Origin of the sequence: uncultured Aquimarina sp. (assembly GCF_947492965.1) — a bacterium.
GTDB lineage: Bacteria > Bacteroidota > Bacteroidia > Flavobacteriales > Flavobacteriaceae > Aquimarina.
The window spans coordinates 1-18644 of sequence record NZ_CANLOZ010000021.1 but is presented as its reverse complement, the minus strand read 5'-3'; the positions used below and the strand labels follow the sequence as shown (position 1 = coordinate 18644).

Annotated in this window: 17 protein-coding genes and 1 tRNA gene; 7 read left to right on the top strand and 11 right to left on the bottom strand. The window is 32.5% G+C overall.

The window, feature by feature from the left end; all coding sequences use genetic code 11:
* From Q1B37_RS24070 to Q1B37_RS24060, 3 genes are all read left to right on the top strand, one after another.
* Window positions 1–72, top strand: a tRNA-Glu gene (locus tag Q1B37_RS24070).
* Window positions 73–108: 36 nt separating this feature from the next.
* The gene (rpsT, locus tag Q1B37_RS24065; protein ID WP_299611094.1) at window positions 109–357 is read left to right on the top strand and encodes a 30S ribosomal protein S20; all 249 of its coding nucleotides are present in this window, start codon (window positions 109–111) and stop codon (window positions 355–357) included.
* Between the two features lie 124 nt (window positions 358–481).
* Entirely contained in the window at window positions 482–1036 is a 555-nt protein-coding gene (locus Q1B37_RS24060) for a hypothetical protein (protein WP_299903311.1), read from the top strand.
* Here Q1B37_RS24060 and Q1B37_RS24055 read toward each other — a convergent pair.
* The 3 genes from Q1B37_RS24055 to Q1B37_RS24045 form a co-directional block, all read right to left on the bottom strand.
* Window positions 1033–2274, bottom strand: a complete 1242-nt coding sequence (locus Q1B37_RS24055) for a glycosyltransferase (protein ID WP_299903309.1) — start codon at window positions 2272–2274, stop codon at window positions 1033–1035. The two genes, Q1B37_RS24060 and Q1B37_RS24055, sit on opposite strands and share 4 nt — an antisense overlap.
* 90 nt (window positions 2275–2364) lie before the next feature.
* A complete protein-coding gene (locus tag Q1B37_RS24050) occupies window positions 2365–3144 on the bottom strand; it encodes a C4-type zinc ribbon domain-containing protein (protein WP_299903308.1) in 780 nt (259 codons plus the stop codon).
* Between the two features lie 3 nt (window positions 3145–3147).
* Complete coding sequence (locus tag Q1B37_RS24045) at window positions 3148–4242, bottom strand: Nif3-like dinuclear metal center hexameric protein (RefSeq protein WP_299903306.1); 1095 nt, start codon at window positions 4240–4242, stop codon at window positions 3148–3150.
* A 197-nt stretch (window positions 4243–4439) separates the two neighbouring features.
* Here Q1B37_RS24045 and lpxK point away from each other — a divergent pair, with 197 nt between their 5' ends.
* Entirely contained in the window at window positions 4440–5447 is a 1008-nt protein-coding gene (gene lpxK / locus Q1B37_RS24040) for a tetraacyldisaccharide 4'-kinase (protein ID WP_299903304.1), read from the top strand.
* A gap of 99 nt (window positions 5448–5546) precedes the next feature.
* On the opposite strand, the gene Q1B37_RS24035 is transcribed toward lpxK, so the two are convergent.
* Genes Q1B37_RS24035 through lipA form a run of 3 tightly spaced genes read right to left on the bottom strand, consistent with a single transcriptional unit; the run spans window position 5547 to window position 9699 of the window.
* Entirely contained in the window at window positions 5547–7769 is a 2223-nt protein-coding gene (locus Q1B37_RS24035; protein ID WP_299903302.1) for a response regulator, read from the bottom strand.
* Between the two features lie 28 nt (window positions 7770–7797).
* On the bottom strand, window positions 7798–8802 hold the full coding sequence (gene gap, locus Q1B37_RS24030) for a type I glyceraldehyde-3-phosphate dehydrogenase (protein WP_299903295.1): 1005 nt from the start codon (window positions 8800–8802) through the stop codon (window positions 7798–7800).
* Between the two features lie 24 nt (window positions 8803–8826).
* Window positions 8827–9699: a lipoyl synthase gene (gene lipA / locus Q1B37_RS24025; protein WP_299903294.1), complete on the bottom strand. Its 873-nt coding sequence runs from the start codon at window positions 9697–9699 to the stop codon at window positions 8827–8829.
* A 543-nt stretch (window positions 9700–10242) separates the two neighbouring features.
* Here lipA and Q1B37_RS24020 point away from each other — a divergent pair.
* Window positions 10243–10476 carry a hypothetical protein gene (locus tag Q1B37_RS24020; protein WP_299611068.1) on the top strand — a complete coding sequence of 78 codons (234 nt, stop codon included), beginning with the start codon at window positions 10243–10245 and terminating at the stop codon, window positions 10474–10476.
* Window positions 10477–10533: 57 nt separating this feature from the next.
* Here the strand turns inward: Q1B37_RS24020 and Q1B37_RS24015 are convergent, their stop codons facing one another.
* From Q1B37_RS24015 to Q1B37_RS24000, 4 genes are all read right to left on the bottom strand, one after another.
* On the bottom strand, window positions 10534–11106 hold the full coding sequence (locus tag Q1B37_RS24015) for a sigma-70 family RNA polymerase sigma factor (RefSeq protein ID WP_299611065.1): 573 nt from the start codon (window positions 11104–11106) through the stop codon (window positions 10534–10536).
* A gap of 32 nt (window positions 11107–11138) precedes the next feature.
* The gene (locus Q1B37_RS24010; RefSeq protein ID WP_299611062.1) at window positions 11139–11345 is read right to left on the bottom strand and encodes a membrane or secreted protein; all 207 of its coding nucleotides are present in this window, start codon (window positions 11343–11345) and stop codon (window positions 11139–11141) included.
* A gap of 99 nt (window positions 11346–11444) precedes the next feature.
* Window positions 11445–12461 (bottom strand): UDP-N-acetylmuramate dehydrogenase, encoded by a 1017-nt coding sequence (murB, locus tag Q1B37_RS24005; protein WP_299611060.1) that lies wholly within the window; start codon window positions 12459–12461, stop codon window positions 11445–11447.
* Between the two features lie 62 nt (window positions 12462–12523).
* On the bottom strand, window positions 12524–13753 hold the full coding sequence (locus Q1B37_RS24000) for a pyridoxal phosphate-dependent aminotransferase (RefSeq protein ID WP_299903292.1): 1230 nt from the start codon (window positions 13751–13753) through the stop codon (window positions 12524–12526).
* A 105-nt stretch (window positions 13754–13858) separates the two neighbouring features.
* Between Q1B37_RS24000 and Q1B37_RS23995 the strand changes: the two genes are divergently transcribed.
* On the top strand, window positions 13859–15238 hold the full coding sequence (locus Q1B37_RS23995; protein WP_299903290.1) for an aspartyl protease family protein: 1380 nt from the start codon (window positions 13859–13861) through the stop codon (window positions 15236–15238).
* Window positions 15239–15289: 51 nt separating this feature from the next.
* Here the strand turns inward: Q1B37_RS23995 and Q1B37_RS23990 are convergent, their stop codons facing one another.
* Complete coding sequence (locus Q1B37_RS23990; RefSeq protein WP_299903288.1) at window positions 15290–15694, bottom strand: DUF1573 domain-containing protein; 405 nt, start codon at window positions 15692–15694, stop codon at window positions 15290–15292.
* A gap of 126 nt (window positions 15695–15820) precedes the next feature.
* On the opposite strand from Q1B37_RS23990, the gene Q1B37_RS23985 reads away from it, so the two are divergent.
* A complete protein-coding gene (locus Q1B37_RS23985) occupies window positions 15821–18454 on the top strand; it encodes a valine--tRNA ligase (RefSeq protein ID WP_299903286.1) in 2634 nt (877 codons plus the stop codon).
* Window positions 18455–18644 lie beyond the last annotated feature (190 nt).

Here is an 18644-nt window from a genome sequence, read left to right as displayed (position 1 = left end):
GGCCCGTTCGTCTATCGGCTAGGACGCCAGGTTTTCATCCTGGTAAGAGGGGTTCGATTCCCCTACGGGCTACGAATTTTTAGAAGAAAGAATTTTAATAGAGAAAAGATGGCAAATCATAAGTCAGCATTAAAAAGAATTAGAAATAGTGAGACTAAGCGTCTTAGAAATAAGTATCAGCATAAAACTACACGTAATGCTATAAAGAAATTACGTGAAGCTGATAAGAAAGAAGCTGAAGCGTTATTTCCTTCTGTAGTTTCTATGATTGATAGATTAGCTAAGCGTAATATCATTCATGATAATAAAGCTGCTAATTTAAAATCAAAGTTAGCGAAGCACGTAGCAGCTCTTTAATATAAAGAGAATTCTTAAAAAGAAATTGTAGCCTCTTCATTTTTGAAGAGGTTTTTTCGTTTTATATAATCAAAAAACGTAACCAGATTTTAAGAACTATCGTCTTAACTAGAAAAGATAAGAAATGAATTCTAAGTTTTTATATTTTCTGGAGTTAGCTTCTCGGTGGTATGTTTTTGTATTGCTTACTGTATATGGATTAGGGAAGTTATTAGGTGGGCAATTTTACAGAAAAGGTAATTTGCCAGATGAGATAGCTAATGTTCCGTTATCAGAAGTTGGTGGTTTTGATTTAGCATGGTCTTTTATGGGATATTCATATGCTTATATCTTATTTATAGGTGTTTCTCAGCTGATCGGAGCGAGTTTATTGTTGTTTGAAAGAACTAAACTGTTTGGTGTTTTTGTTTTGATTCCTGTTTTGTTAAATATTATAGTATTCGATGCGATCTTTTTTGATACCTATGGCGCAATGGCAAGCGCAATACTGTACTTTCTTTTACTTGTTTTGGTGTTGGTGTTGAATAAGGAGAGATTGATTAAAATTATTCGTTTAATTGGTTTGCGTCAATCTTTTGGGGCAAAACAAAATTGGTTGCATACAGTTGGTTTTGTTTTTCTGTTACTGCTATTGTTTTTTGGTATTGATCAATTTTTTGTAAACGTCTTAGGGCATTAGTTGTTCTTGTTTTTCTCTTCAATCCATCTCGACATGAATTCGGTACTTCGTATTGTGTGATATTGTAACATCGATCCAATAAAATTTGAAGCACGGTGATTTTCTAGGTTTTTTTGAATGCTTTTAATACTTTTTATGAAAGGTGTACCTAGTTTTTCCTTGTGAAATCGTGTATTTATAATTTCAATTCCATTTTGTTGTGCTTGATGCCAAATGTTTTTATTGTTGTATAGTGTTACAGCTGCTTTGGCAAACTCCTCAGGATTGTCTTTAATAAAACCATTCCAGTCTGTATCGTCGTTAAGCATTCCTTCGGATCCTATTTGTGTGGTAATACTTGGTGTGCCACAAAGCATAGCTTCTGCAAGTTTGCCTTTGATTCCTGCTCCAAAACGTAATGGTGCTAGGCATACTTTCGCGTCTTTCATAACTTCTTTAGAGTCTTTTGCCCATCCTTTTATAAGGAAGCCTTGTTTTTCGTTATGCAGTTGTGTTGCTTTTGGAGGCGGATAGGCGCCGTAGATGTGTAATTCGGCAGTTGGTAATTCCTTTTTTATAAGGGGCCAAATGGTTTCTTTTAGATATAAAACACTGTTCCAGTTAGGTTCGTGACGAAAATTCCCAATGGTTATAAAATGATTTCTGTCTTCATAAGAAGGCCAGTTTTTTTTAGATTCAATATTTATTGGATCCAATAAAAAGGGTAAATAGTATAAAATATTTTGTGGAATGTCAAATTCTGTTTTTAAGATGTGTATTTCTGTATCTGAAATAATGAGAGATTGGTCACATCTGTATATACTAGCAATCTCTCTTTTCGTAATGTCGTTTTTCTTTACGTCTAAAAAATTAAAAGCTTTCTTATTTTTAAATAGCTCTTGTCTGGATTTTCTTAGGCTATGTAAATCTTCTGTATTTAATATTTTAAGTGCTTCTGGAAGTTGTTTGGATACTCTCCATCCAAATTGTTCTTCGGTCATAAACCTATCGAATAAAACAATATTTGGTTGCAAGGAGAGTAAGAAATCATCAAAGCTCTTATCGTTGATGAGAATAGTAGCTTTTTTTACCCCAAGACTTTCTATGTCATGCATATGCTCACTTTCTGAGGTTGCGCTAGCAAATGTGATGTTCCATTTATGAGATAAGAATAGTTGTATTAGTTGGAGCATTCTTATGCCAGCTGCTGATGAATTAGGCTCAGGCCATACACTTCCAATAATTAGTATCTTATTCATTGTCTTATTGTAATCGTAGAGTTTGCGTTTTGATTAAAAAAAGAAAAGCCTCAGGAATTCTGAGGCTTTTAGTATTTGTTGAAAAATGGATTAAGATAATTTAGAAAATAAAGCTTCCATTTTTTCTTTTTCTTCTTGTGCTAATGCTTGGTCTACCAGTATACGTCCACTGTGCTCATCCGTAATAATCTTCTTACGAGAAGCAATCTCCATTTGTACTTGTGGAGGAATAGTGAAAAATGAACCTCCCGATGCTCCACGCTCGATAGGTACGACTGCTAGTCCGTTTTTTACATTTTTTCTAATTCTTTTGTAAGCAGAAACAAGTCTTTCTTCTATGTTGTTCTGAAAATCTTCTGATTTGGCTATTAATGCTTGCTCTTCTTTTTCAGTTTCAGCTAAGATTGCATCAAGTTCACCTTTTTTGTGTGCAAGATGTTTATTTCTTTCAGTAAGGCGCTCCTTTGTCTGATCAATGATTTCGTTTTTCTGAACGATCTGAGCTTTAAATTCCTTGATGTGCTTTTCAGATAATTGAATTTCTAATTCTTGAAATTCAATTTCTTTGCTTAGAGAATTATATTCACGGTTGTTACGAACATTCTTTTGTTGTTCGCCGTACTTTTTGATTAAGGATTTTGCTTCTTCGATTAGATTTTTCTTCGACTTAATACCATCATCTATGTTTTCAAGATCTGTATTTAGTTTTTCTAATCTCTTATTTAATCCGGCTACTTCATCTTCAAGATCTTCTACCTCTAATGGAAGTTCTCCACGTACATTTCTGATCTCATCAACTCTAGAGTCAATTAATTGCAAATCATATAGTGCTCTTAATTTTTGCTCAACAGTAACTTCTTTCTTTGCCATATTTTATATGTATTGAATTGGATTGGTGTTTTTATCCGATAAAATGATTGCAAAATTACTGATTTTTTTTCTAAGATAGCTAACAATTAAGTTTTTTGTGTACTGTTCGCTTTCATAATGACCAATATCTGCAAGAATCAATTTATTTTCGGCTTCATAAAATTGATGATATTTGAGATCGGCGGTGATAAAGATATCCGCTCCTGCGGATTGTGCGTTTCTTATTGCAAAACTACCGCTTCCTCCTAATACGGCAACTTTTTTTATTGGTTTTCCTAATAGTGCAGAGTGTCTTACACATCCTGTTTTGAAAGTAGTTTTTACGTGTTTTAAAAAAGCTGTTTCTTCCATCTCTTCTTTCAATTCTCCGATCATACCCATTCCGATATGTTGGTTTGTATTCTCTAATGTGGTTACTTCATAAGCAACTTCTTCATAAGAATGATTTTCAAAAAGAGTTTTTAGAATTTTACCTTCACAATGTTTTGGAAATGTTATTTGGATTTGGGTTTCTTTTTCTTGGTGTGTTTCTCCTAATTCACCTACGGATGGATTAGCATTCTCCAAGGCTCTAAAAGTTCCTATTCCTTCAGAAGAAAAACTGCAATTATCATAGTTTCCAATTGTTCCTGCTCCTGCTTCAAATAATTTAGATTTTAATGTGTCTGCTTCTTTTATTGGTGCGAAAGTGGTTAGTTTTTTGATCGTACCTTTTTGCGGAATAAGAATTTTCCTGTTGATCAGTTGTAATTGTTCGCAAATCATATCATTAACACCTTGTAATGCATTGTCAAGGGCTGTGTGAATTGCAAAAATTGCAATATCATGTTTGATCGCTTTCATTACTACTCGCTCTACATAATTATTTCCATTAAATTTTTTGATTCCTTTAAAAACGATCGGATGAAAACTAACAATCAGATTGCAATTTTTTTCAATGGCTTCGTCAATAATTATTTCTAAGGTATCAAGCGTAACTAAGACACCAGTTACTTCTGTGTTTTTGTTTCCTACTAATAATCCTACATTGTCGAAATCTTCGGCATAGCTAGTAGGAGCCATGTTTTCAAGGTGTTGTATTACCTCTTTTATTTGCATCAAAATATGTTTTTAAATATCTATTATGGAATGTAAAAAAACTTTTAAGAATAATCAAAGTTTCAATGGTGTTTTAATTTTATGCACTAAGAAATGTTTTTCATTTATAGGAACTTACCAAAAGTTTTGTAACGCCTAATTTCGTTTTATACATTTGCCAATATTGCTTTATTAATAGAATCGTTACATTTTTCCTTTTGAACTTTTTAAGAAAAATACTTTTACCTATTGTTCCGATATACTTTGTTGTTACCTGGTTGAGGAATAAGTTGTATGATTATGGGATTAAAAAATCTACGAGTTATGATTTTCCTGTCATAGCTGTCGGAAATTTAAGTGTTGGAGGAACTGGTAAGTCGCCAATGGTAGAATATCTTATCAGGTTGTTACAAGATAAGGTGGTGCTTGCCACTTTAAGTAGAGGTTATAAACGGGAAACAAAAGGTTTTCAGTTAGTAAAAACTTCGGCTACTGCTAAAGAAGTTGGAGATGAACCATTGCAGTTTAAAAAGAAATTTTCTGAGGTGTTAGTTGCTGTTGATGTAGATCGACGTAATGGAATTGCTAACATAAAAAAACAAGTACCCAATCCAGAAGTTATTTTGTTAGATGATGCTTATCAGCATCGTAAGGTAAAAGCGGGTATGTATATTTTGCTGAGCTCCTATTACGATTTGTATTGTGATGATATTGTGTTGCCAACTGGTAACTTAAGAGAACCTCGGAGTGGGGCGGATAGGGCAGATGTAATAGTGGTTACAAAATGTCCTAATCATCTTAATGAAGAAGAACAAAAAGCAATTAAAGATAAACTAAAGGTTAAACCTTCGCAACTGGTTCTATTTGCAACTATAAATTATGGAGATTTTATTATGAATACTTCGGATACGAAGTCTATTCAAAATATGAAAAACACTCCTTTTACACTTGTAACAGGAATAGCTAATCCTAAACCGCTGATAACATATTATTCCGAATTGGGATTAGAATTTACTCATATTAATTATCCAGATCATCATAATTTTTCAGAACAAGATATTGATAGTTTAAAAGCACATCCTTTTATCGTAACTACAGAAAAGGATTATGTAAGGTTGGTACCTCACCTTTCTTCAGAATCTCTTTGGTATCAACCTATAGAGATGCAGTTTATTAATGGTCAGGAGAAGTTTGATGATTATATCATTTCCTTCATAAAAAAATGAGACCTTCTATAAGATCTCATTTTATATATTTTGGCTAACTCAACAACAAAGAAAAAGGTTTCTATGTTATGTTAGTAATATCAATAGATGTGCCAAACTTTAAGTTGCAGTTTGTTTTTCGGATAATGCTTTGTGTAATTTTGTAAAGAACTCTTCTGTTTTATAAGGTTTAGGGATAATATCATTAAAACCATTATTGTAAAACTCATCTAAATTATCGTCTAATGTTACTGCTGTAAGGGCTACTATAGGAATCTTAGTATTAAATTCTCTAATTTGTTTTGTAGCTTCGATTCCACTTATGCCTGGCATGTGTATGTCCATTAGGATTAAATCAAAATCGTTATCTTTTGTTTTATTAATGGCAATATTTCCATTGTCTGCTACATCACAAATCATCTTATTTTTTTCTAAGATTTTTCTAGTAATAAGTTGATTTATCTTATTGTCTTCTACAACTAGAACCCTTTTGTTAACCATGATATTATAGTCAATCTTTTTGGCCTCTTCCTGATAGTTAGAAACAACGTCTTCAAATACTTCGAATTTCAAGTCAAAATGAAATCTTGATCCTTGTCCTAATTCGCTTTCTAACTTAATTTCACTGTCCATTAGCGAAAGTAAATTTTTAACGATGGAGAGTCCTAAACCAGTACCTCCAAATTTTCTATTAATTTGAACAGATCCTTGTGTAAAATTTTCAAAAATACTCTGTTGTTTTTTATCAGAGATACCAACACCATTATCCTTAATTTCAAAATTTAGGAACACTTTATTTTCAATACGATTGATCATTTTTACAGTAATCCAAATATCTCCATTCTGAGTGAACTTAATGGAATTACCTATCAGATTGATTAGGATCTGAGAAATTTTTAATGGATCACCTTTCAGCTTGGCTGGGATTGATTTGTCAAATTCGTAGTGTAGTTTATTATTTCTGTCTTTGGCAGATTTGCCAAGAGCTATCAATACGTCGTTAATTCTCTTTTGTAGATTAAATGAAGTGTTCTCAATCTCTACTTTGTTGGCTTCTAGTTTGTTGAGATCTAGTATGTTGTTTATTAAAGATAGTAGGTATTCTCCAGAGAACTTTAAGGAGTTTAAATGCTCTTTTTGATTAGGAGTAGGGCTTTCTTCTAATAATAAATGTGTTAAGCCTGTAACTGCATATAGCGGAGTTCTGAGCTCATGTGTAATAGTTGATAAGAACTGAACTTTAGCTTCGCTAGCTCTTTCCGCATTTTCTTTTGCTAAGATTAATTCGGTGTTTTTATTTTGCAAAAGCTCGTTTGCTCTCGCTCTTAAATTATTGTTTTTATATAAGGAAAGAGTAAGTAGAGATAGAATAGTAATTAAAGCGATACTTAAAATAGTAGTTAGTCTTCCTAGTTTTAAAGATTTTTGCTGTTGTTTGTTCTCTTCTTTAAGCTCTTCTATTTCAAATTTTTCATCTTCAATATTAAATTTGGCTCTTGCGTCTTGTGCAATGATTTCCTTATTGACGTTAAAAAGAGAATCTTTAAATCTCTCATGAGATCTTAGATTAATTAATGATGTTTCAAATTCTCCTTTTTCCTGAAAAATTCTGCTATTTAGTTCTAAGCTTTCGGATTGTATTTCTAAGAAGCCCATTTTTGCTCCTATGTTCATCGCGAGCTCATTTGTGCTCACAGCATCATCTAATAATCCGAGCATCATTTGAGCTTTAGCTTTTCCAATATAAAGTTTGGCTTTATGGTAGGATTGCTGTAAGGATTCTATCTTTGGCAAACCATTATTGAAATAACTTATAGCTGATTCTGGTTCATTCATCTCCAGTGACAATAGTCCGAAATTTATTTGTATTGGACCTTCTAACTCTTTTAGATTGTTTTTTTCTGTCAAAGAAGCTGATAAATCAAGATGTTTTTTGGCATTTTCGAATTCTTTCAATTTGGTAAGAATAGATCCGCATACATTATAAGAATTCGCTAGTGCAATTTCATTTTCGAGTTTAGTTTGTATTTCTATTGCTTTTTTTATCTGTTCTTTGGCGCTGTTTAAATCACCTAATTCTAAATATAATTCAGCAAGTACTCGATTAGTTTGGGCTATATATTGAATGTCCTGACTTTCTATGGCAAGTTCTTTAGCTTTACTTATATTATGCAAAGCGTTTGCTAATTTATCAGTGTTTATCGCTTCAGAAGCATTGATGAGATAATTTTCAATAGAATCTTTTATTGCAATATTTTTCTCTGTTTCTTCGGATTGCGAATACGCATAGAAACAACAATTGAATAAAAATATAAGTATAAAATGTTTGATTTGGTAAGGCATTTTCCTTGTTATAACTCAACTAATATAGTTATTTCTTAGAAATGTTAATAATTAAATCAATTATTCTATTGCTATATCCTATTTCGTTATCATACCAGCCAATAATTTTCACCATTTTTCCAATAACAGATGTCATTAGCGAGTCAAATACACAAGAATGTGAGTTGCCAAGAATATCTACTGATACGATAGGGTCTTCTGTATAAGCTAATATTCCTTTAAGATCAGATTGAGCCGCTTTTTTAAAAGCGGTATTAATTTCTTCTATCGAGGTTTCTTTTTTTACATTAAAGGTGATATCCGTCAGAGATCCATCTGGAACAGGTACTCTTATTCCGCATCCACCAATTACATCACTCAGATCAGGAAAAACCTTGGTAAGAGCTTTAGCAGCTCCAGTTGTTGTAGGAACTATAGATTGACTGGCGGCTCGGGCGCGTCTAAGATCTCTATGCGGTTGATCATGTAGGCTTTGATCGGTGGTGTAACTGTGAATTGTGGTAATATATGCTTGTTCAATTCCGCAAAGCTCATTTATTACCTTAATCATCGGCGCAGCGTTATTTGTAGTGCAAGATGCATTGGAAATAATCGTTTCTGTACCATCTATTAAATCATCATTTACTCCAAGTACAATCGTTTTTATAGAATCTTCTAAAGGTGGTGCAGATAATATAACTTTTTTGGCACCAGCAGCTACATGTTGCATAGCAAGCTCCCTAGTCTTAAATTTACCAGTGGACTCAATTACTATATCTACGTTGTAATCTTTCCAATTACAATCAGCAGGTTGTTTTGCATTTAATAAAGGAACAGATAATTCTTCTACAATAATATGACCATTATTATGAGAAACGTTTTCTTGTAACACTCCGTGAATACTATCATATTTGAGTAAATGACTAAGAGTTTTGCTGTCTGCAAGGTCATTTATAACTACAACATCAATATTAGGGTTCTTAAGCAATAGTCTAAACAGGTTACGACCAATTCTCCCGAATCCATTAATGGCTATTCTTATAGGTATATTCATTAATTCTTAAGTAAAGAAAAGAAGTTAGGTAAGGTGTTTTTGTGCCTTGTAGGAAGATCGAACTAGTGCTCCGCTTTCTACATGTCTGAATCCCATTTCTAATCCAATCTGTTCATATTTTTTGAATTGATCAGGAGTAATGAACTGTTTTACTGGCAAGTGCTTTTTACTAGGTTGTAAGTATTGTCCAATAGTTACAATATCTAAGTTTACAGCTCTTAAGTCTTTTAGAACTTGGATTACTTCTTCTTCTGTTTCTCCTAGCCCTAACATAATTCCACTTTTAGTACGATTAATACCGTTGTCTTTTAGGTATTTTAAAACTTGTAAACTTTGTTCGTACTTCGCTTGTATACGAACCTCTCTAGTTAACCTTTTTACCGTTTCCATATTATGAGAAACAACTTCTGGCTTAACATTTACAATGCGATCGATATTTTTTGTTTTTCCTTGAAAATCAGGAATTAGAGTTTCTAAAGTTGTATGTGGGTTAAGTCTTCGAATTGCCTGGATAGTCTCAGCCCATATAATAGATCCTCCATCTGCTAAATCGTCTCTATCCACAGATGTAATCACTGCGTGTTTGATATCCATTAGTTTAATAGAGCGGGCAACTTTTTCTGGCTCTTCCCAATCCACAGTCTCTGGTCTTCCAGTTTTTACACCACAAAATCCACAAGAGCGAGTGCAAATATTACCAAGTATCATAAAAGTAGCTGTTCCTTCGCTCCAACATTCTCCCATATTAGGGCAGCTACCAGAAGTACAGATGGTATGTAAATTATATTTGTCTACAAGTCCTCTAAGTTCGGTATACTTTTTTCCAGTAGGCAATTTTACACGTAGCCATTTTGGTTTTCCCTTGGGTGGTGCTACTGCGGTCACTTCATTATTCATACTAAGCAATATTTTAGGCAAAAATACGAAGAAAGCTTCTATAAAAATAGGGTTTTTGATTTTCTTGGGACTTTACTAAGAAAGACTCTAAAAGATAAAGAGATTTAAATGTCGACAGGAAATTTGTAAGAAATCACCGTGTTCTCGAAAAAAAAGCATACAATTATTGAGTATATTTTCTGTTAATAGTATATTAAGGATTAAAATCTTCTCAATTTTTTGCAAAAGGGAATTTTTGGAAAAAAAAGAGAGAATTTTTCAACTAACTAATTGCCGAAAATTATGGTCTTTGAAAATATTGTAAATTTCTGTAAATCAATGTTTTAAATCAATGATATTTTGATTTTGTAGGAATAAAAAGGGATTTATTCATATTAAAATTGCGGTAAAACCGTAATTTTAATGAGGTTTTTATAGCTTTATATAAATTCTTTTCCTATTTTTGATGTACATAATTTTTAGTAGAAATACTTTAGGTCATGGTTAAAATTAGCTTAACCCCATTTTTTAGTCATTAAAAAAAAGTTAAAAAACCAATTAAAAATGTCAAAAGAAGAATTAGAACAACAGAAACAACTGAAAAAAAACAGAAAGCGAGTAGAAAAATGGTTAATTAGTAATCAAAAATTTATTAATATAACCGGAATCGAAAAAGAGATATCAGCTCCTAAAGGACTGGTTCAGAAGTTTATTAAGTATGATAAAAAAATCAATGATAAATGGATAGAGCCTTTACACGGGGTTTTAAAGAAAATTTCCACTTTTAGTTTACGATAAAAAGGGAATTGTTTACTCTCATAATAATGAAAAGAATTAATCACTGATAAAAATGGATTAATTCTTTTTTTTATTCGTGATGATTTCTGCCAAAAGCTTTCTAGCTCTTAATAGTTTTACTTTTACGTTGTTCATAGGCTCATCTAAAACTTCTGAAATTTCTTTATAACTTAATTCTTGGAAGTACCTTAAATTAATAACCTCTTGGTAATGAGGTTTAAGTTGTTTGATAAACCTAAGTAGTTGGGCAAGATTTTGCTCGGTAATCAATTTGTCTTCTGGAGTAGGAGCATCATCGATTATTTTATAAACCGAATCATCAACATCCGTTGTAGTTTTCGATCGTATGGAAGCGTTCTTTTTTCTGAGTAAATCAATATGAATATTTTTAGAAATCTGAATTAACCACGTCTTAAAATTATACTCTTCTTTAAAAGTATCAATTTTATCAAAAGCTTTAGAGAAACTTTGTATGGTTATATCTTCAGACTCATATTCATTATTAGTTCTTTTAAGTTGAAAATTGAATACATCATTCCAATATGTGTCCAACAAATAATTAAAGGATGCTTGCTTTCCTTCTTTAGCTTTTTTAATATGCTCTAGTAATTCTATTGATTCGTTTTTCAATGAAGTGGTTTTGAAAAGAAGTGCTTTGTTATTTATTTAGCATGTTCAGTTTCATTGCAATTAGCATATTGATCTGGTGTTTTACCGCAAAGTGAACAAGACTCACCTTCCTTATTCAGAAAAGGACTTTGACTAGCGCATGTTCCTGCAAATTTTCCATCTTTCTTCGCCCATAATTTAATAGCAATCCCAGCAAAAGCAACTAATAAAAGTGCTACGGTAAGTAATACTAATTTCATAATTAAATATGTTCCTTAATTTGGTACAAAGATACGAAGAAAAACAGCTTAAAATGAGAATTTAAGAAAATTAGAAGTGCTATTTTTATAAGGATTTTGCTATTTAATAATATTTACTTCGGTTTCTAAAGAAATATCAAATTTTTGCCGTACAGTTTCTTTTATTTTTAAGGATAGCTCTAGTATTTCTTTTCCAGTAGCATTATTGTGATTTACTAATACAAGTGCCTGTTTGCTATGAACTCCTGCGTCTCCCCAGCGTTTTCCTTTAAAGCCACTTTGCTCTATCAGCCAACCTGCAGGGACTTTAATATGTTTTTCATCAACTTTATACGAAGGAATAGTAGGGTAGGTGTTTTGTAAAACAGTAAAAGCAGTAGAAGAAATCACTGGATTTTTAAAAAAACTACCACTATTTCCTATTTCGGATGGATCTGGAAGTTTACTTTTTCTAATGCTTATCACTGCTTCAGCGATATCTTTAATTGTAGGTTTGGTACAATTTTTATCCTTTAACGCTGCCTCAATGGCTCCATAACTAGTGTTTAAGAGATGTTGAGCTGTAGTTAACTCAAAAGTTACCTTAGTGATAATATAAGTTCCTTTTAATTCATTTTTAAAAACAGAGTTTCTGTAGCCAAAATTACAATCTTGTTTTGTAAAGATTCTTTTTTCTTTTGTTTGGGTATGAATAGCCTCACAGCTTACGAAGTTATCTTTTAATTCTACTCCATAAGCTCCTATATTCTGAATCGGAGCACTGCCTACATATCCTGGAATTAAAGAGAGGTTTTCAAGTCCTCCGTATCCCTTATCGATACAGAATTGTACAAAATCATGCCAGTTTTCTCCAGCATTTGCAGATACTAAAACTGTATTATCGGTTTTTTCTGTAACGGAAATACCAGATATGGAAATGTGTAGAACAGTTGCGTCAATATCTCGAGTGAGTAACATATTGCTTCCTCCACTAAGAATAAAAATGTCTTCATCTTTACAAAGAGTCAATGCTTCATAAAGTTCCTCTTCGGAGTTTATTGAAATGAACTTTTTTGCTTTTACATCTATTCCGAATGTGTTGTACTTTTTAAGAGATTTCTGATGTTCTATCTTCAAAAAACAAGAATTTTAAAGTTGTATGAATTTTAATGATGTGAAAGATATAACTATTTATAGTTTTATAAACTAACTTTTTCTTCTGTTGGTACAAAAGATTTCTTATCCATATATTTTTCCAATCCCAGTTTTAGAATATTCACAGCTTTTTTTAGATCTCTCCTGTTAAGTACATATGCAATTCTTACCTGATTTAACCCTTGATTTGGGCTAGAATAGAATCCAGAAGCAGGTGCTAGCATTACTGTTTCATTATTCACATGAAATTCATCAAGTAACCATTTAGCAAAATCATCGGCGTCTTTGATGGGTAATTCAACAATACAGTAAAAAGCTCCACGAGGAGTAGCTACCTGTACGCCTGGAATATTCTTCAGACCTTCAACCAAAGTATCTCTACGCTCTTTGTATTTTGCTACCGTTTCTTTATAATATGATTCTGGTGCTTCTAAAGCAGCTTCACTAGCTATTTGTGCCAATGTTGGTGGACTTAATCTAGCTTGTGCGAATTTCATAGCTGTCTGCATCACATCTTTATTTTTACTTACCAAACAACCTATGCGAGCTCCGCACATACTGTATCGTTTAGAAACAGAATCAACTACTATAGCATGATCATTAAGGGATCTTTCTTGAAGAATTGAGTAGTGTTCTGAGTCGTCATAAACGAATTCTCTATATACTTCATCCGAAATTAAAAATAAATCATATTTAATTGCTAAGGCAGCTAGATCTTTTATTTCTTCTTTGCTATATAAATATCCTGTTGGATTACCTGGATTACAGATTAAAATAGCTTTGGTTTTTGGTGTGATTAGTTTTTCAAACTCTTGAATAGGAGGTAATGCAAAACCATTCTCTATTTTAGAGATTACAGGTACAACTGTCACTGTTGATTGTGTAGAAAAACTATAATAATTTGCATAAAAAGGTTCTGGAACAATAATTTCATCTCCCGGATCGGTAATACTACCCATCGTAAAAATTAATGCTTCACTACCACCAGTGGTGATCAGAATATCTTCTGATGATATCGTAATATCATGTTTTGCATAATAACCAGCAAGCTTATTTCGAAAACTTTCAAAACCGGCTGAATGACTGTAAGCAAGAACATCTAATTTGTGTTCTCTGACCGCTTTCATTGCTTCTATAGGTGTTTTTATATCTGGTTGACCTATGTTAAGATGGAAAATATGTTTCCCTTCTTTTACCGCTTTTTCTGCAAAAGGAGCAAGTTTCCGAATCGGTGATTCTGGCATTGCTTTTCCTTTACTTGATATTACAGGCATTCTATTTAAATTTATAAAGTAAAATAGCGGTAAATTTCTTAAATTATTTAGGATTTAAGTTAATTATTATCAGGAATTTTCAAGTATTTTTCTATATTTAGCGGAATGAAGATTTTGTACAGGGATTTTTATCATTTTCTTAAAGAGAAGGCCCTTATTCTACTTTTACTTACTCCTTTTATCCTAAAAGCGCAAGATGGTTTTAAGTTACCTGAAGGAGAGACTGGCGATAAGATTAAATTTGAACTAGCTAACAACCTTATTATTATACCTGTAGAGCTTAATGGTGTGCAGTTGTCTTTTATTTTAGATACTGGTGTTGGCTCAACTATTCTTTTTAGTATCGATAAACGAAAGTCATTAGAGTTAAAGAATGCTTCTAAAATTTATCTCAGAGGCCTGGGAAATGAAGCACCAGCGGAAGCAATTAAATCTACAAACAATATATTAAAGATTGGTAATGCTTATAGTAATGATCATACCGTCTATATGATTTTTGATGAATCCATGAACTTTTCTCCATTGATGGGATTCCCCGTTCATGGGATTATAGGCTATGATTTTTTCAAAAAATTTATTTTAAATATTAATTATTCAAAAGGCATTATAAAAGTATTTGATCCGGTTTCTTATAAATATAAGAAGTGTAAGAAGTGCTATCAAACAGATTTGAATTTAGATAATAATCGTAAGAGACCAATGATCAAAGCAAAATATAAGACAGATAAGGGGCTTGTAGATGTGAATCTTTTATTAGATTCAGGATCAAGTTCTGCTCTGTGGTTATTTGAAAATCCGGAAATTGGTATAACCGTCCCAGAAGAGTCATTTGGTGATTTTCTTGGAAAAGGTTTTAATGGAGATATTTATGGAAAAAAGACTAAGGTGGAAGGATTAAATATAGGAGATTTTGAAATAAAACAAGTAACGGCTTCTTTTCCTGACTCTTTATATATTCAGGGGATTTCTCTTAAGACTAGACAAGGTTCTATTGGAGGTAGTGTTTTGAAAAGGTTTAATATGATCATTGATTATCCTAATAAGAAAATTACTTACAAGAAGAATAGATTTTTTAGCAAGCCTTTTCATTATAATATGAGTGGAATTACTATTCAGCATAATGGAGTTAGAATTGCTAAGAATTATAATATACGTAGAAGTCCATCAAGACCATCCTTGGATTTTGTTACTAAGGAGAATGGTAAAATTTCTGTAAATGTCTTTAAAGCCGATGTGAGTTCATTTGTCTACTCTTTAGAACCCGAATTTAAAATTGCAGAGGTGCGGCCTGGTTCACCAGCTGCTGTAGTAGGTTTAATGAAAGGAGATAGTGTATTAGAAGTTAATGGGAAGAAAGCTAGTTTGTATAAACTGTCGGATCTTAATGATTTGTTCTATTCTGAAGAAGGGAAAAGAATAAGTATTAAGATAGAACGATTGGGTATAGAAATGAAATTTACTTTTAGACTCAAAAAAGTAATATAAAAAAGGCCTTACGTTAGTAAAGCCTTTTTTTATGGTTAATACATATAATTTCTAATTTTTCTTTTCCAATACACTTTTTGTATCATCCAATACTCTTCCTGTTATTCTAATTGCTTTCGTAGATTCTTCAGCATTTGAATATACAGTGATTAATTTACGAATCGGACCTACACGTTTAGTGTCATATTTTACCTTAATAACTCCATTTTCTCCTGGAGCAATTGGATCTTCCGGTTTTTTAGGAATAGTACATCCACAACTTGAATATACTCTAGAAATAATTAGCGGAGCATTTCCTGTGTTTGTAAATTCAAACTGGCGAACACCATCACTACCCTTAGTAATTTCGCCATAATCAATTACTTCTGTTTTAAATTCGATTTTTGCTTTGGCATCCTGAGCGTTTAGGGTAATTCCCAGAAAACCAATAAATAAAATCATGATTACATTTCTCATAACGTAGGTTTTTATAATATGTAAAAGTAGTTACTTTTTATCCAACTTCAAAATTGCAAAAGACTTTCAAGTTGTCGTATATAATAATTACTTTTGCACTCTAAAATCCAAAAATCGGACCAAACTATGGCGTTAGCAGGAAAATATGATGCAAAATCAGTAGAAGAAAAGTGGTATAACTACTGGATGGAGAATAATTATTTCCATTCTGAAGTTGATGAACGAGAAGCATACACGATTGTTATTCCTCCGCCAAACGTCACAGGTGTATTGCATATGGGACATATGCTAAATAATACGATACAGGATGTTTTGATTCGAAGAGCTCGTCTGAAAGGGTATAATGCTTGTTGGGTGCCAGGAACCGATCATGCTTCCATTGCTACTGAAGCTAAAGTTGTGGCTAAACTAAAAGAGCAGGGGATTAATAAAAATGATCTTACCAGAGAAGAGTTCTTAGAACACGCATGGGAATGGACACATAAACATGGCGGAATTATATTAGAGCAGTTAAAAAAGCTTGGAGCCTCTTGTGATTGGGAACGAACTGCTTTTACAATGGATGACAATTTGTCGCAATCCGTAATCAAAGTATTTGTGGATTTATACAATAAAGGCCTTATTTATCGAGGGTATCGAATGGTCAATTGGGATCCAGAAGCAAAAACAACATTATCTGATGAAGAGGTTATTTATGAAGAAAAACAAGGAAATCTTTATTATTTAAACTATAAAATAGAAGGAAGTAACGATGTGTTAACAATTGCGACTACTCGACCAGAAACTATTATGGGAGATACTGCAATTTGTATCAATCCAAATGATGAAAGATTTACACATCTAAAAGGTAAAAAAGCAATAGTACCTATCGCTAATAGAACAATTCCGATCATAGAAGATGAATATGTAGATATGGAATTTGGTACAGGATGTCTTAAGGTGACACCTGCTCATGATCAGAATGATAAAGTTTTAGGAGATAAACATTCTCTAGAAGTAATTGATATTTTTAATGATGATGCAACTTTAAATTCTTTTGGACTTCATTATGAAGGAAAAGATCGATTCGTTGTTAGAAAGGAGATTGTAAAAGAACTAGAGCAGCTAGGAGTGCTTGAAAAAGTAGAAACACACCTTAATAAAGTAGGAACAAGTGAACGTACCAAAGCTGTTATCGAGCCTAAACTTAGTGATCAGTGGTTTTTAAAAATGGAAGGTTTGGCTAAACCTGCTTTAGATGCTGTTCTAAATAAAGATGTTAATCTGGTTCCAGAAAAGTTTATCAATACCTATCGCCATTGGATGGAGAATGTTAGAGATTGGAATATCTCAAGACAATTATGGTGGGGGCATCAGATTCCAGCATATTTCTATGGAGATGGAAAAGAAGATTTTGTAGTCGCTGAAACCAAACAAGAAGCTCTTGTATTAGCGAAAGAAAAAACAGGAAACACTGGATTAACAGAAGATGACTTACAGCAAGATCCTGATGCATTAGATACCTGGTTCTCTTCTTGGTTATGGCCAATGAGCGTGTTTAACGGGATTTTAGAACCAGAAAATGAAGAAATAAATTATTATTATCCAACAAATGATTTGGTAACTGGTCCTGATATTATTTTCTTTTGGGTGGCCAGAATGATTGTTGCTGGGTATCATTATAGAGAACAAAAACCTTTTTCGAATGTTTATTTTACGGGGATTGTTAGAGATAAACAAAGACGTAAAATGTCCAAGCAATTAGGTAATTCTCCAGATGCCTTAAAGTTAATCGATGAATATGGAGCGGATGGAGTTCGTGTAGGACTATTACTTAGTGCACCAGCAGGAAATGATTTAATGTTTGATGAGGATCTTTGTGATCAGGGAAGAAAATCATTTGTAAATAAGATCTATAGTTCTTTTAATTTAGTTAGCGGATGGGAAGTGGATAGTACTATCGAACAACCAGAAGCTTCTAAAGTGGCTATACAATGGTATAAGTCTAAATTTCAAAAGGCTTTAGTAGAATTAGAGGATGCGTACACCAAGTATCGAATTAGCGATGCATTAATGATTACTTATAAATTGATCAGAGATGATTTTAGTAGTTGGTTATTAGAAATGGTGAAACCAGCGTATCAAAGTCCTATAGATGCTAAAACTTATAAAGAGATTATTGAGATTTTTGAGGATAATCTAAAAATCTCGCATCCTTTTGTACCTTTTATTTCAGAAGAGATTTGGCAACAAATAGCTGATAGAACAAAAGAAGAAGCGTTGATTGTTTCTAGTTGGCCAATCATTACTTCGGTTGATGAAGAGTTGATTGCGGCCTTTGATTTTGCTAGTGATGTGATTTCTGGTATTAGAACGATACGTAAAGAAAAGAATATTTCTTTTAAGGAAACTATAGAATTCTCAGTTTTAAATAGTGAAAATAGTACTAAAACTTTTGATTCTGTAATTTCTAAACTAGGTAACATCGAGGCATTGTCTTATGTAGATGCTAAAGTAGATGGAGCTCTTTCTTTTAGAGTAAAATCAAATGAATATTTTATTCCTATTTCTGGTTCGGTTAACGTAGAGGATGAGATTAAGAAATTAACAGAGGAGTTGTCTTATACTGAAGGGTTTTTGAAATCTGTGCAGAAAAAACTTCAGAATGAGCGTTTTGTAAATAATGCGCCAGAAAAAGTGATTGCTAATGAGCGTAAAAAACAAGCAGATGCAGAAGCTAAAATAGCTACCCTAAAGGCAAGTCTTTCAGGACTGCAATAGTAGGAATAGTTTAGATAATAAAAAAAAGGCTTTGATTTTTACACCAAAGCCTTTTTTTATACATCTGTCTCGTCCTGAAATAAGTTGACGTAATTTAGACTTATTTATGACACATTCAGAAGAACCAAGGAAGAAGCGTACACAACGAGATTATAATTTAGGCTTTAAATTATCAGTAGTTGCTCAAGTA